Annotated in this window: 12 protein-coding genes; 7 read left to right on the forward strand and 5 right to left on the reverse strand. The window is 71.0% G+C overall.

What is annotated here, in order from left to right; all coding sequences use genetic code 11:
- The first annotated feature begins 212 nt into the window (after positions 1-212).
- The gene (locus tag COGEMETH_RS00265) at positions 213-1337 is read left to right on the forward strand and encodes a branched-chain amino acid ABC transporter substrate-binding protein (protein WP_238180617.1); all 1125 of its coding nucleotides are present in this window, start codon (positions 213-215) and stop codon (positions 1335-1337) included.
- Positions 1338-1340: 3 nt separating this feature from the next.
- Here the strand turns inward: COGEMETH_RS00265 and COGEMETH_RS00270 are convergent, their stop codons facing one another.
- Positions 1341-1928: a tyrosine phosphatase family protein gene (locus COGEMETH_RS00270; protein WP_238180618.1), complete on the reverse strand. Its 588-nt coding sequence runs from the start codon at positions 1926-1928 to the stop codon at positions 1341-1343.
- Positions 1929-2085: 157 nt separating this feature from the next.
- Here COGEMETH_RS00270 and COGEMETH_RS00275 point away from each other — a divergent pair, with 157 nt between their 5' ends.
- The 5 genes from COGEMETH_RS00275 to COGEMETH_RS00295 all read left to right on the forward strand — a co-directional run bounded on the left by COGEMETH_RS00275 (position 2086) and on the right by COGEMETH_RS00295 (position 7774).
- Complete coding sequence (locus COGEMETH_RS00275) at positions 2086-3177, forward strand: TRAP transporter substrate-binding protein (RefSeq protein ID WP_238180619.1); 1092 nt, start codon at positions 2086-2088, stop codon at positions 3175-3177.
- A gap of 455 nt (positions 3178-3632) precedes the next feature.
- Complete coding sequence (locus tag COGEMETH_RS00280; protein WP_238180620.1) at positions 3633-5027, forward strand: deoxyribodipyrimidine photo-lyase; 1395 nt, start codon at positions 3633-3635, stop codon at positions 5025-5027.
- A 103-nt stretch (positions 5028-5130) separates the two neighbouring features.
- The gene (locus COGEMETH_RS00285; RefSeq protein WP_238180621.1) at positions 5131-6468 is read left to right on the forward strand and encodes a chloride channel protein; all 1338 of its coding nucleotides are present in this window, start codon (positions 5131-5133) and stop codon (positions 6466-6468) included.
- Positions 6469-6570: 102 nt separating this feature from the next.
- A complete protein-coding gene (locus tag COGEMETH_RS00290) occupies positions 6571-6750 on the forward strand; it encodes a DUF1328 domain-containing protein (RefSeq protein WP_238180622.1) in 180 nt (59 codons plus the stop codon).
- A 172-nt stretch (positions 6751-6922) separates the two neighbouring features.
- On the forward strand, positions 6923-7774 hold the full coding sequence (locus COGEMETH_RS00295) for an SDR family oxidoreductase (protein ID WP_238180623.1): 852 nt from the start codon (positions 6923-6925) through the stop codon (positions 7772-7774).
- Between the two features lie 6 nt (positions 7775-7780).
- On the opposite strand, the gene COGEMETH_RS00300 is transcribed toward COGEMETH_RS00295, so the two are convergent.
- Positions 7781-8749: a cation diffusion facilitator family transporter gene (locus COGEMETH_RS00300; RefSeq protein WP_238180624.1), complete on the reverse strand. Its 969-nt coding sequence runs from the start codon at positions 8747-8749 to the stop codon at positions 7781-7783.
- Between the two features lie 143 nt (positions 8750-8892).
- On the opposite strand from COGEMETH_RS00300, the gene COGEMETH_RS00305 reads away from it, so the two are divergent.
- The gene (locus COGEMETH_RS00305) at positions 8893-9324 is read left to right on the forward strand and encodes an HIT family protein (protein ID WP_238180625.1); all 432 of its coding nucleotides are present in this window, start codon (positions 8893-8895) and stop codon (positions 9322-9324) included.
- Positions 9325-9344: 20 nt separating this feature from the next.
- On the opposite strand, the gene COGEMETH_RS00310 is transcribed toward COGEMETH_RS00305, so the two are convergent.
- From COGEMETH_RS00310 to COGEMETH_RS00320, 3 genes are all read right to left on the reverse strand, one after another.
- Complete coding sequence (locus tag COGEMETH_RS00310) at positions 9345-9743, reverse strand: PilZ domain-containing protein (protein WP_238180626.1); 399 nt, start codon at positions 9741-9743, stop codon at positions 9345-9347.
- Positions 9744-9830: 87 nt separating this feature from the next.
- The gene (locus tag COGEMETH_RS00315) at positions 9831-10061 is read right to left on the reverse strand and encodes a hypothetical protein (protein WP_238180627.1); all 231 of its coding nucleotides are present in this window, start codon (positions 10059-10061) and stop codon (positions 9831-9833) included.
- Between the two features lie 100 nt (positions 10062-10161).
- Positions 10162-12222, reverse strand: coding sequence for an NAD(+) synthase (locus tag COGEMETH_RS00320; protein WP_238180628.1), 2061 nt, complete (start codon positions 12220-12222; stop codon positions 10162-10164).
- Positions 12223-12275 lie beyond the last annotated feature (53 nt).

Raw genomic sequence — 12275 nt, forward strand, 5'->3', positions numbered from 1 at the left:
CATACGCCAAGTAGCGCCGGCCGCATCCGGTGGCCGTCCCGGGCGCCTTTCAGAAATCTTTCCTTGCCATGGCAGGCGGCTCCGTCGTTTCCTGCGCTCCGGTCTTCGAGAGGGTGCGGGTTTCCGGCGGGCATGGGCGTAGCGTCTTGGCAGGCATCATCGCGCCGCGCACCGGTGACCGCGGCGCGCAATGATGCTTTAGAAGGCCCCCGATGAGCATCGGACGCCTCGCCACCCTGCCCGGACTGTCCCGCCTCTGCCTGTGCCTCGGCCTGTGCGCGCCGTTGCCGGCCGCGGCCGACGTGGTGATCGGCGTGGCCGTTCCCCGGTCCGGCGCCTACGTCGCGGTCGGCGAGCAGGTGCTGCGCGGCATCGAGGCGGCGGCGCGCGACGCCAACGCGAGGGGCGGCCTCGACGGCGAGACGGTCGTCCTCGACGTGCAGGACGACGCCTGCGACTCGAACACGGCGACCTCCGTCGCCAACCACTTCGTGCGCTCCGAGGTGCGCCTCGTCGTGGGCCACGTCTGCTCCAACGCCTCGATCGCGGCCTCCGACGTCTACGCCCAGAACGGGGTGGTGATGATCACGGCGGCCTCAGTGGCCGCCAAGCTCACCGATCGCGGCCTGCCCACGATCTTCCGCGTCTGCGGGCGCGACGACGACCAGGGCCGCCTCTCGGCCGCGGTGCTCGCCGAACGCTTTCGCGATCGCAAGATCGCCCTGCTCCAGGACCTCACCCCGGCGACCCGGGCGCTGGCCGCGGCCACCAAGGACAACCTCAACCGCATCGGCATCAACGAGACGCTGTTCTCCGCCTTCTCGCCCAGCGATGCGGACGATGCCGCCCTGGCGGACCGGCTCAAGGCCGCCGGGATCGAGGTGGCCTATTACGGGGGCGACGCCGCCGAGATGGGACGCCTCGTGCGGATCTCGGCCGAGCGGGGCTTCAGGCCGCAATGGTTCGGGACCTCGGCCATCGCCACCCCGGACTTCTCCAAGGTCGCGGGCGGGGCGAGCAACGGCGTGCTGATGACCTTCTACCTCGATCCGAGCCGCCAGCCCGCCGCCGCCGCCGTGGTCAAGAGCTTCAAGGCGGAGGGCACCGACCCGACCGGCTCGACCATCTACGGCTATGCCGCCCTCCAGGCCCTCGTGGCCGCGGGCGACTTCAGCCATGGCAAGGACCCGAGACGCATCGCCGCCACGCTCCACGCCGAGCGCTTCGACCTCGTCCTCGGCACGGTCGGCTTCGACGCCAAGGGCGACGTGACGGCCCAGGGCTACGTGCTCTACGTCTGGAAGGACGGCACGTTCACGCCCGCCGGCAGCAAGTAGGGCTCAGCCCGCCAGGGCCGCGTCCACCTCGGCCCCGCGGCCGAGCCCGCGCAGCAGGTCGGCCAGGTGCGGCCGCACGCCGAGCTGGCGGGCGTGCAGCCGGCGCACCGCCTCGCTCAAGGAGCCGCCCCGGTCCAGGATCGCGTCGGCGAAGGCGACCATCCGGGCGTTCGGCCAGGCCGGCTCGCGCAAGCCGTGCAGGCGTGCCACCAGGGCCTCGGCCGGCGTCTCCGGCTCGGCGCCCGCGAACAGGATCAGCAGGGCGGCCGTGGAGCGCGACAGGCCGTAATGGCAATGCACCAGCAGGTGCCCCTCGCCCTCCGATTCCAGGGTCAGATCACGGCCGAAGGCGAGGATCGCCGCCACGTCCGCGGGCTCGGGCGGCACCAGCCCCTCGCCCGGACCGAGGCAGTCGTGGAAGCGCAACGTCGTGCGTGCATGCGCCCCGTAGGCGCCGAAGGCTTCGGGCTCGGGCGTTCCGGGGTCCAGCAGCGACAGCACGTGGCTGACGCCGCGGCCGCCGTGGCGCGCGAGCTCTTCCAGGCCGCAGACGGTGTGGAGGGTGATGGCAGAGGTCGGAGCAGGGTTCATGGGACGCCGCCGGTAGCATGGGCGGCGGCCGGTTTCGAGAGTCGGGCCGGACGTGCTACCTGCCCGCCGCCCGTGGGAGGAGGGGCCTGGGGCGCGGAGCTTGCGCAGGCTCCGCCGGACCCGACCTCCAGCGGCGGACGGATGGAGGCAGCGGCCCATGACCACCTACAAGAGACGCGCCCTGCTGGCGGCGGGCCTGGGCGCTGCGGCCGGCGTCGCGGCCCCGGCGGTGGCGCAGGGCAGCCCGGAGCTGCGCTGGCGCCTTGCCTCCGCCTACGCCAAGAACCTCGACATCCTGTTCGGTGCGACCGAATCCTTCGCCCGCTTCGTCTCCGAGGCGACGGACGGACGCTTCCAGATCCAGGTCTCCGGCCCCGGCGAGCCGGTGCCCGCCGAGGGCCTGATCGACGCGGTGGCCGCCGGCACTGTGGAGATGGGGCACGGCCCCGCGACGCTGGGTATGGCCAAGGACCCGACCTTCGCGCTCGCCACCGCCCTGCCCTTCGGCCTCAACGCCCGGGGCCAGAACGCCTGGTGGCATGCGGGCGGCGCGGCCGACCTGTTTTCCGAGATCTTCGCCCGGTACGGCCTCGCGAGCCTGCCCGGCGGCAACACCGGCGCGCAGATGGGCGGCTGGTTCCGCAAGGAGATCAAGACGCTGGCCGACCTCCAGGGCCTCAAGTTCCGCATCGCGGGGCTGGGCGGGCAGGTGCTGGGCAAGTTCGGCGTCCAGCCCCAGGCGACGCCCGGTCCGGAGATCTACACGGCGCTGGAATCGAAGAAGATCGACGCAGCCGAGTGGATCGGCCCCTACGACGACGAGCGCCTCGGCCTGCAGAAGGTCGCGCCGATCTACCACTATCCCGGCTTCTGGGAGGGGGGCGCGATGCTGCATTTCTGGCTCAACGCCGAGAAGTGGAAGGCCCTGCCCAAGGGCTACCGGGCGGTGCTCCAGGCGGCCTCGGCCCAGGTCGGCGCCGACGTGCAGGCGAAGTACGACGCGCGCAATCCCGGGGCGCTACGCCGCCTCGTGGCGGGCGGGGCGCAGCTGCGCCCCTTCCCGCAGGAGGTGATGGAGGGCGCCCTCAAGAACGCCAACGACGTCTACGGCGAGATCGCGGGCAGGAACGCCGACTTCCGTCGCGTCTACGAGGCGATGAAGAGCTTCCGCAACGAGGAATACCTCTGGTTCCAGGTAGCGGAATACACCTACGACAACTTCATGATCCGCGCCCGCGCGCGCGGCTGAGCCTTCGGGAGCTCCCAGGGAAAACACCCAAGAAAAAAGGCCACTCCCGAAGGAGCGGCCCGAAGTCTAGGGAGGAAACGCCCAAGAGGGCAGCGGGTCCGCGACGCCATCGCGTTCCCGCGTTGCACAATCTGATCCTCTGCCGGCGAAATGCAAGGGCATTGGGGCAGCATCGCTGTCGCTTCCGGTGCCGATGCGCACGTCGCCGGGGCGCTGTGCTCAAAATGACGCAGGACCGTCGGCTGCGATCAGGCGTCGATGCCGGCGGACCTCCGCAAGTCCGTCGCCAATAAAGTCTTGCCGGCGAAGGGCTTTCGGTCGAGGAACCGCCACGCTTGAGCCCGCGGCGACTGCCTGCGTCCGTCCGCCGCCCCGGCGCGGACGAATTCGTTTCACGCTCTAGCTTCGAGCGTAAGGTTTCGGACCGATCAATTTCCCGAGGCGAAGTGTACGCGATGGCGATTCACGGCGGACGTATCCGGGTGCTCAAGGACGTCGCGCCCCGCGACGGCGGACGCTACGTCCTGTACCTGCTGCAGCAGGCCAACCGCGCCCGTCACAACCCGGCGTTGGAACTGGCGATCGAGGAGGCCAACCGGCTCGGGCTCCCGGTGGTGGCCTGCTTCGGCCTGCTCGACGGCGCGAACGGCTTCCCGGAGGCGAACGCCCGGCACTACGCCTTCCTGCTCCAGGGTCTCGCGGATGCGAAGGCGGGGCTCGACGGGCGCGGCGTCGGCTTCGTCATGCGCAAGGGCTCGCCGGCCGAGGTCGCCATCGACCTGGCGGGACACGCCGCCCTCCTCGTCCTCGACCGGGGCTACCTCGCGATCCAGAAGCGCTGGTATCGGGAGATCGAAGCGGCCGTCGACACGCGCATCGTGCAGGTCGAGGGCGACGTGGTGGTGCCGGTCGAGGTCGCCTCGGGCAAGCACGAATACGCCGCGCGCACCCTGCGGCCGAAGCTGCACAAGGTCTGGGACGATTTTCTGGAGCCCGTCGCCGCCAGGACGGTGAAGCACCAGGCGGACGGCCTGGGGCTGACAAGCGCGATCGACGTGACCGATCCCGCGCGTGTGCTCGCGGGCATGAGCCTCGACACCGCGGTCGCCCCGGTGAAGCGGTTCACGGGCGGCGAGACCGAGGCCCGCCGCCGGCTCAAGGCGTTCCTGAAGGACGGCCTCTCCGGCTACGGCAACGGCCGCAACAGGCCGGAGGCGGCGGCCGCCTCGCACATGAGCCCCTACCTGCATTTCGGCCAGATCTCCCCCTTGGAGATCGCGCTCGCCGTGCGCGCGGCCGAAGGGGGCGATGCCGACGACAGGGGGGCCTATCTCGAGGAACTTATCGTCCGGCGCGAACTGGCGATGAACCACGTCTTCTACACGGAGGACTATGCGTCCTACGACCACGCGATCCCCGACTGGGCCCGCAAGACGCTGGCCGAGCACGCGGAGGACCCCCGCCCTCACCGCTACACCGAGGCGCAGCTTGCCGAGGGTCAGACGCACGACGCGTACTGGAACGCCGCCCAGGCCGAGATGCGCGAGACCGGCTACATGCACAACCAGCTGCGCATGTACTGGGGCAAGAAGATCCTCGAATGGTCGCCCTCGCCCAAGGCCGGCTTCGAGCGGACGCTGCGGCTCAACAACCGCTACTTCCTCGACGGGCGCGACGCGAACTCCTTCACCAACGTCGCCTGGGTCTACGGCCTGCACGACCGCCCCTGGGCGAAGCGCAAGGTCTTTGGGACCGTGCGCTACCAGAGCGAGAACTCCCTGCGGAAATTCGACGCCAAGGCCTATGTCCGGACCGTCGAGAGGCTCTGCGCGGCCGAGAAAGGGAGCTGAACCTCCTCGCCCACTGGCTTGGTCCTCGCTAGTGGGCTCTCTGCCGAACCGGCACCCCATCGGCGGAGAGCGCTCCGTCGCTCAGCGCAAGTTCTAAACAATCATGCCGCCGCGTTCCCGCTACCGCCGTTCGATCACGCGCCTGCGCACGGCCTCTCTGGATGCCTACGGGATTTGGCGTGGGCGGCTGCTGTTCCTGGTGGGCGGCGTCTGCGTCGGCCTCGCCGCGGTGCTGATGGCCAGATGCGCCGACGCCGCGCAGGCCGCCTTCAAGCTCGCCATTGCACCCTCCCCGCTGATCGCGCTGGGCCTGACGCCCACCGGCTTCGCCCTGGCCGCCCTCCTGGCGCGCACCGTGTTCCCGAACTCGCAGGGCTCGGGCATCCCGCAGGTGATCGCGGCGCGCCAGACCCGCGATCCGCGCCTGCGCCAATCCCTGGTCTCCCTGCGCGTCGGGATCGGCAAGATCGCCGTGATGTCGCTCGGCCTGCTCTGCGGCGCCTCGGCGGGGCGCGAGGGGCCGACCGTGCAGGTCGGTGCCGCCATCATGGCCGCTGTCGGGCGGCTCACGCCGGAGCGGCTGCCGGGCCTGATCCTGGCCGGGGGCGCGGCAGGGGTGGCTGCCGCCTTCAACACGCCGCTGGCCGGCATCGTCTTCGGCATCGAGGAACTCGGCCGCGCCTACGATACGCGCACCTCCGGCCTGATCGTCGCCGGCATCGTCGCGGCCGGCCTGACCTCCCTCTGGCTCGTGGGTAACTACACCTATTTCGGCACGACGCAGGCCGTGCTGCCCCTCGGCGAATCCTGGGGCGTGGTGCTCGTCCTCGGCATCGCGGGGGGGCTCGCCGGCGGCCTGTTCAGCCGGGTCGTGATCCTGTTCGGGCGGGGGCTGCCGGGCCGGGCCGGCCGGATCGTCGCCCGCGCTCCCATCCGCTTCGCGGCCCTGTGCGGCCTCGGCGTGGCGCTGTGCGGGCTGGCCTCGGGCGGCACCGTCTACGGCACCGGCTACGAGGAGGCCCGCGCCATCCTGCACGGGGACGCGCCCGCCGCCCTCGACTATGCGCCGCTGAAGTTCCTCGCCACCATCCTGTCCGCGATCAGCGGGATACCGGGCGGCCTGTTCGCCCCCTCGCTCGCCGTCGGCGCCGGCCTCGGCGGGGCGGTGCAGGGGGTGTTCTCGGGTGTCCCGGTCGGGGCGCTCGTGCTGATCGGCATGGTGGCCTACCTCACGGGCGTCCTCCAGGCGCCGATCACGAGCTTCGTCATCGTCACCGAGATGACCCAGGACCACGCCATGATGATCCCGCTGATGGTCGCGGCCCTGGTCTCCGACGCGGCCTCGAAACTCGTCTGCCGCGGCGGCCTCTACCATTCCCTGGCCGAGATCGTCCTGGCGCGCGCCGACCCGGTCCCGGAACCCGTCCGGCGCGGCCCCTGAGAAACAGGGCCGGGCCGCGGAACGGTTCAGCTCGGACCGGGTTGTCGCTCGATTCGTCGACATCCCCTGTCCGATCGCCGTTTCCCGCGTGGAGTGACGTCAATGACCCTTCTGAAATGGGCCCTCATCTGCTTCGTGGTCTCGCTGATCGCCGGCGGCCTCGGCTTCACCGGCATCGCCTCGGGCGCCGGCTCGCTGGCGCGCATCCTGTTCGGGCTGTTCCTCGTCTTGGCGATCGTGATCGTCGTCATCGCCTTCGCCGTCGGCCAGGCAGTCTTCTAGAGCGCGCCCCGCCGAAGCGGGCGCCGGTTCGGTGTAAGGGAGCGCGTCAAACCAAAGACTGAGAGACGTCGACCTGATGCAATCAGGTCGGGAACGGCTCCAGGCGCCTGACGGCCGGGCTCGATGGGAGCCCGGCCGGTTCGTCGGTCAGAGGAGCCCTCGCGGAGCGCCCATGCGGGACAAGACCTGCCTCGTCACGGGGGCGACCTCCGGGATCGGCTATGAGACCGCCCTCGGGCTGGCCAGGGCCGGGGCGCACCTCGTCCTCGTCGGCCGCGACGGGGACAGGCTGGACCGCTCGGGCGACGCTATCCAGGCCGTGGTGCCCGGCGCGCGGGTCGACCTCTACCGGGCCGACCTGTCGTCCCAGGCCGAGATCCGCAGGCTCGCCGCCGAGATCCGCGCCGCCTGTCCGCGCCTCGACGTGCTGGTGAACAACGCGGGCGCGATCTTCGACCGGCGCGAGGCGACCGTGGACGGCCTGGAGCGCACCTGGGCGCTGGACCATCTCGGCTACGTCCTGCTCACCCTCGAACTCCTCGATCTCCTGAAGGCGAGCGCGGGAGGCGCTTTTTCGCCCCGCATCGTCAACGTGGCCTCGGCCGCCCACACCCGCGGCCGCATCGATTTCGCCGACCTCCAGGGCGCGCGATCCTATCGCGGCATGCGGGCCTATGCCCAAGCCAAGCTCGGCAACGTGCTCTTCACCTACGCGCTGGCCCGCCGCCTCGCGGGCAGCGGCGTCACGGCCAACGCGCTTCATCCGGGCGTGATCAACACGGGCTTCGCCAAGAACACCGGCGGCGTCCTCGGGGTCGGCTGGGGCCTGATCCGGCCCTTCCTCAAGAGCCCGGCCGACGGGGCGGCGACCTCCTTGTACCTGGCGTCCTCGCCTGCGGTCGAAGGCGTGAGCGGGCGCTACTTCTCCCGCTGCCGGGCCGTGGAATCCTCGTCCGAAAGCCGCGACGAGGCGGTGCAGGAACGGGTCTGGTCGCTGAGCCTCGAACAGGTCGGGCGCACCTGACGGGATTCAGGCCGCCTCGGGGGCCGGAACCCGCTGCGCGGGGCTCCGCGCCTGCGCCTCCACGAACACTCGCGTGACGTCGCGATTGCGCACCTTCAGTTCGCGGTCGAGGCGCGCGACCACGCCCTCGACGTCGGCCGCGCTGAGGTCGTCGGCCATGTCGAGGCTGAGGTTCACCAGGATGTCGGAGGGGCCGAGGTGCTGGGTCAGCACCTCGTTGACGTGGCGTACGCCGGGCTCGGCCCGGACCAGTTCGTGGATCGCGGCCACCACCTCCGGGTCGGCGGCCTCGCCGATCAGCAGGCCGTGGGTCTCGACCATCAGGAACAGGGCCATGCCCACCAGGACGACGCCGATGCCGACCGAGGACCAGCCGTCGAGCACGGGCATGTCGAGGACGTGGGCCAGGACCACGCCGGCGAGCGCGATCACCAGGCCGATCAGGGCGGCCACGTCCTCCACCAGGATGGTGAACAGGGCCGGGTCCTTGCTGCGGCGGATCGCGGTGATCGGCGGCCTGTCGCCCTTCTCGGCCCAGAACGAGCGGATCGCCACGAGGCAGGAATAGCCCTCCGCCGCGATCGAGAAGCCGAGGATGCCCACGTTCACCCAGAAGCCGGAGAGGTGGTAGCCCAGCACCGTCGCGTCCGAGACGGGCTCGGGGTGTTGGATCTTGTGGACGCCCTCGTAGATCGCGAAGATGCCGCCGCCGAGGAAGATCATCAGCGCGACGATGAAGGCGTAGAAGTAGACCTCCCGCCCGTAGCCGAAGGGATGCTTGGCGTCGGCCGGCTTCCTCGCGCGCTTCAGGCCGACGAGCAGCAGGATCTGGTTGGCGGTGTCCACGAGGGAGTGGGTGCCCTCGGCCAGCATCGCCGTGCTGCCGGTGAGGAACGCGCCCACGAACTTCGCCGCCGCGATGGCGAGGTTGGCGCCGGCCGCCGTGTAGATCGCGCCGTTGCTCTCGTGCGCCATGCGGCGGCCCCTCCCATCGGCGTCCGCCCGCATGCGGACCCGCGACTGAGAAGCGTCGCCGTGCGCCGCCGGTTCCCCGCTGTGGACGCCGCCCGGCGCCCCGTGCATCGTATTTCGAGCGCCCACCAACGCCCGGAGCCGGCATGAACGAGACGGCCTACGACCCCCAGAACATCTTCGCCAAGATCCTGCGCGGCGAGATTCCTGCGCACCGGGTCTACGAGGACGCGCACACCCTGGCCTTCATGGACGTGATGCCCCAGGGCGAGGGACATACCCTGGTGATCCCGAAGGCGCCGGCTCGCGGCCTCCTGGATGCGGACCCGGCGTCGCTCGCTGCCGTGACGGCAAGCGTGCAGCGCGTGGCGCGGGCGGTGAAGGCGGCCTTCTCGGCCGACGGCCTGACGATCTTCCAGTACAACGAGCCGGCCGGCGGGCAGACGGTGTTCCACCTGCACGTCCACATACTGCCCCGCCACGAAGGCGTGCCGCTCAAGCGTCACGAGGGCGGCATGGCCGACGACGCAGTCCTGGCCGAGCAGGCCGGGCGCATCCGCGCGGCGCTCGACGGGTAGGACCTCGACGCGATCCGCGTTCAGGCCGCGGTGGCCGCGTCGGCGGCGGGCTGGGCCATTCCGGCGAGCAGGCGGCGCAGGGTCGCGTTCTCGCTCTCCAGTTCCGCCACGCGCCGCAGCAGGAGCGTGATCGAGGCGTCGGCGGGCGGTTCGGCGGGGGCGGCCGTCTCGTCCGGGAAGGTGACGCCCACGCCGTCCTCCCGCCGCCAGCGCAGGGTCGAGCGGAAGGTCTTGTCCTTCTGCGGGACGTAGAGATCGAACACGTCGGGCAGGCTGGTCGTCTCGCTGAGCGACAGGCGGGCGCCGGCGCCCGACATGTCGCGCACGAGGCAATCCATGCTCGACGCGCCGTTGTTGAAGGTGATGCGGCCCTTGAGGAAGACCCTCTGGCGCAACTCTTTGCGATGTTCCGACGACATGCGGCCGGTCCCCGATCGAATGATGGCGACGAGCCTGACACGCGAGCCCTTAAGGAATGCTCGCCGCGATCCTCGACGGCCCGGGGTTCAGGCGATGAAGCGCCGGTCCACGGTCTGGAACAGGTAGAACCCGTTGAAGCGCACGGCCGTGTCGGCGGCCCGCCCGTCGAAATCGAGGGGCAGGGCGTCCTCCGCCCCGAGCTTGCCGCCGAAGGCCCAGCGGCCGCTGCCGATGAAGGGGGGCACCGAGCAGGCCTCGGGCACCGCGCAGCACAGGCCTTCCACGCTCTTGAGCTGGAACAGGTTGTAGCTTCGCATCGGACATCCTCCGCTTGGCCGCCCTCGAACCGACCTTTCGCACCGCGAAGAATCAGCTTGACCGTGGTGATAATCCCACAATCCGTCGGGTTTGTGTCGGTCAGGTTTCGGGGACGTTGCGGGCCAGTTCGTCGAGCCAGATCCGGGCCGAGCCGTCGGAGGGCGCCCGCCAGTCGCCCCGCGGGGAGAGGGCGCCCCCGGCCGAGACCTTCGGCCCGTTGGGCAGCGCCGAGCGCTTGAACTGGCTGAAGCCGAAGAACCGGGCCAGGAACACGCCGAGCCAGTGCCGGATCTCGGGCAGGCCGTAGGCGACGCGCTTGTCGTCTGGGAAGTCCGGCGGCCAGGAGCCCGCCCCGGCATCGGCCCAGGCATTGAGGGCGAGGAAGGCGATCTTCGACGGGCGGAATCCGTGCCGCAGCGTATAGAACAGGGTGAAGTCCTGCAGGGCGTAGGGGCCGATCACGGCCTCCGTGCTCTGGGGGGCCTCGTCGGCCTCGGCCGGCACGAGTTCGGGCGAGATCTCGGTGTCGAGCACCGCGCCGAGCACCCGGCCCTCCTCCGCGCCGAACTGCCCCGAGGCGATCACCCAGCGGATCAGGTGCTGGATCAGGGTCTTGGGCACGCCCGCGTTGACGGCGTAGTGGCTCATCTGGTCGCCGACGCCGTAGGTGCACCAGCCGAGCGCCAGCTCCGAGAGGTCGCCAGTGCCGACGACGATGGCGCCGGTGTGGTTGGCCAGCCGGAACAGGTAGTCCGTGCGCAGGCCCGCCTGCACGTTCTCGAAGGTGACGTCGTAGACGGATTCCCCGGCCGCATACGGGTGGCCCATGTCGGCGAGCATGCGCTCGGCGGCCGGGCGGATGTCGATCTCGGCGGCCGTGCAGCCGAGCGCGCGCATCAGGGCGTGGGCGTTGGCCTTGGTGCCGGCCGAGGTGGCGAAGCCCGGCAGGGTGTAGGCCAGGATGTCGCTGCGCGGGTAGCCCAGCCGGTCGAAGGCCTTGGCGATCACGATCAGCGCATGGGTCGAATCGAGGCCGCCCGAGACGCCGATCACGGCCTTTCGCGTGCCCGTGGCTTCAAGCCGCTGGGCGAGGCCGGCGACCTGGATGTTGTAGGCCTCGTAGCAATCCTGCGCGAGGCGGGCCGGGTCGGCCGGGACGAAGGGGAAGCGTTCCAGGCGGCGCATCAGGCCGATGTCCCCCTCAGGCGGCTCCAGGCGGAAGGGGATTCGGCGGTAGGCCGGGCCGGAGACCGTGCGGGCGTTGTCGTCGAAGCTGCCGGCCTGGAGGCGCTCCTGGGCGATCAGGTCGAGGTCGACGTCGGCCAGCGTCGCCACCGGCGCGGTCGCGAAGCGCTCGCCCGCGGCCAGCCGCACGCCGGCCTCGTCGATGCTGGTCTGCCCGTCCCAGGACAGGTCGGTGGTGGATTCGCCGAGGCCCGCCGCGGCATAGACGTAGGCGCACAGGCCCCGCATCGAGGCGGCGCGCGACAGCAGCTCCCGCGAATCCGCCCGGCCCACGGTGATCGGGCTCCCCGAGAGGTTGGCCAGCACGCTGGCGCCCGCCAGCGCCGCGCGCAGGCCGGGGGATTCCGGCACCCAGAGGTCCTCGCAGATCTCGATCCCGACGGTCAGGCCCGGCACGTCGTCGGCCGGGAACAGCAGGTCGGTGCCGAAGGGCGCCGCCAGGTCGCCGACCCGGATCGTCTCGCCCGCGATCCCTGCGCCGGAGGCGAAGTGGCGCTTCTCGTAGAACTCCCGGTAGTTCGGCAGGTAGCTCTTGGGAACGACGCCGAGCAGCCGTCCGCCCTGGATGGCGAGCGCGCAATTGTAGAGCCGGTTGCGCCAGCGCAGGGGCGCGCCGACGACGAGGAGGGGGCGCAGGGCGGCGGAGGCCGCGACCACGCGTCCGACTGCTGCCTCCACCGCGTCGAGCAGGGTCTGCTGCAGCAGCAGGTCCTCGATCGCGTAGGCCGAGAGGCCGAGTTCCGGGAACACGGCGAGCGCCGCCCCCTTCGCGTGGCAGGCCTCCGCCAGGGCGAGGACGGCGTCCGCGTTTCGCCCCGGCTCGGCCGAGTGGCTGCGGCCGGTGCAGGCGGCCACGCGGGCGAAGCCGTGAGCGTAGAGCGACCGGAATGTTTCGTGTGGAGCGTGGTTTGCCAAGATCTGCCGATCCCTCACGTGAAGCGCGCCGCATCGACCTTAACCCGATGCCG

The organism is Methylobacterium trifolii (genome assembly GCF_022179685.1).
Lineage (GTDB): Bacteria > Pseudomonadota > Alphaproteobacteria > Rhizobiales > Beijerinckiaceae > Methylobacterium > Methylobacterium trifolii.

Bases quoted from the DNA above. Each gene is read 5' to 3' on its own strand.
- COGEMETH_RS00305 (WP_238180625.1), top strand. From the start codon at position 8,893: ATGAACGAGACGGCCTACGACCCCCAGAACATCTTCGCCAAGATCCTG.
- COGEMETH_RS00315 (WP_238180627.1), bottom strand. From the start codon at position 10,061: ATGCGAAGCTACAACCTGTTCCAGCTCAAGAGCGTGGAAGGCCTGTGC.
- COGEMETH_RS00310 (WP_238180626.1), bottom strand. From the start codon at position 9,743: ATGTCGTCGGAACATCGCAAAGAGTTGCGCCAGAGGGTCTTCCTCAAG.
- COGEMETH_RS00265 (WP_238180617.1), top strand. From the start codon at position 213: ATGAGCATCGGACGCCTCGCCACCCTGCCCGGACTGTCCCGCCTCTGC.
- COGEMETH_RS00285 (WP_238180621.1), top strand. From the start codon at position 5,131: ATGCCGCCGCGTTCCCGCTACCGCCGTTCGATCACGCGCCTGCGCACG.
- COGEMETH_RS00295 (WP_238180623.1), top strand. From the start codon at position 6,923: ATGCGGGACAAGACCTGCCTCGTCACGGGGGCGACCTCCGGGATCGGC.
- COGEMETH_RS00300 (WP_238180624.1), bottom strand. From the start codon at position 8,749: ATGGCGCACGAGAGCAACGGCGCGATCTACACGGCGGCCGGCGCCAAC.
- COGEMETH_RS00270 (WP_238180618.1), bottom strand. From the start codon at position 1,928: ATGAACCCTGCTCCGACCTCTGCCATCACCCTCCACACCGTCTGCGGC.
- COGEMETH_RS00290 (WP_238180622.1), top strand. From the start codon at position 6,571: ATGACCCTTCTGAAATGGGCCCTCATCTGCTTCGTGGTCTCGCTGATC.
- COGEMETH_RS00280 (WP_238180620.1), top strand. From the start codon at position 3,633: ATGGCGATTCACGGCGGACGTATCCGGGTGCTCAAGGACGTCGCGCCC.
- COGEMETH_RS00275 (WP_238180619.1), top strand. From the start codon at position 2,086: ATGACCACCTACAAGAGACGCGCCCTGCTGGCGGCGGGCCTGGGCGCT.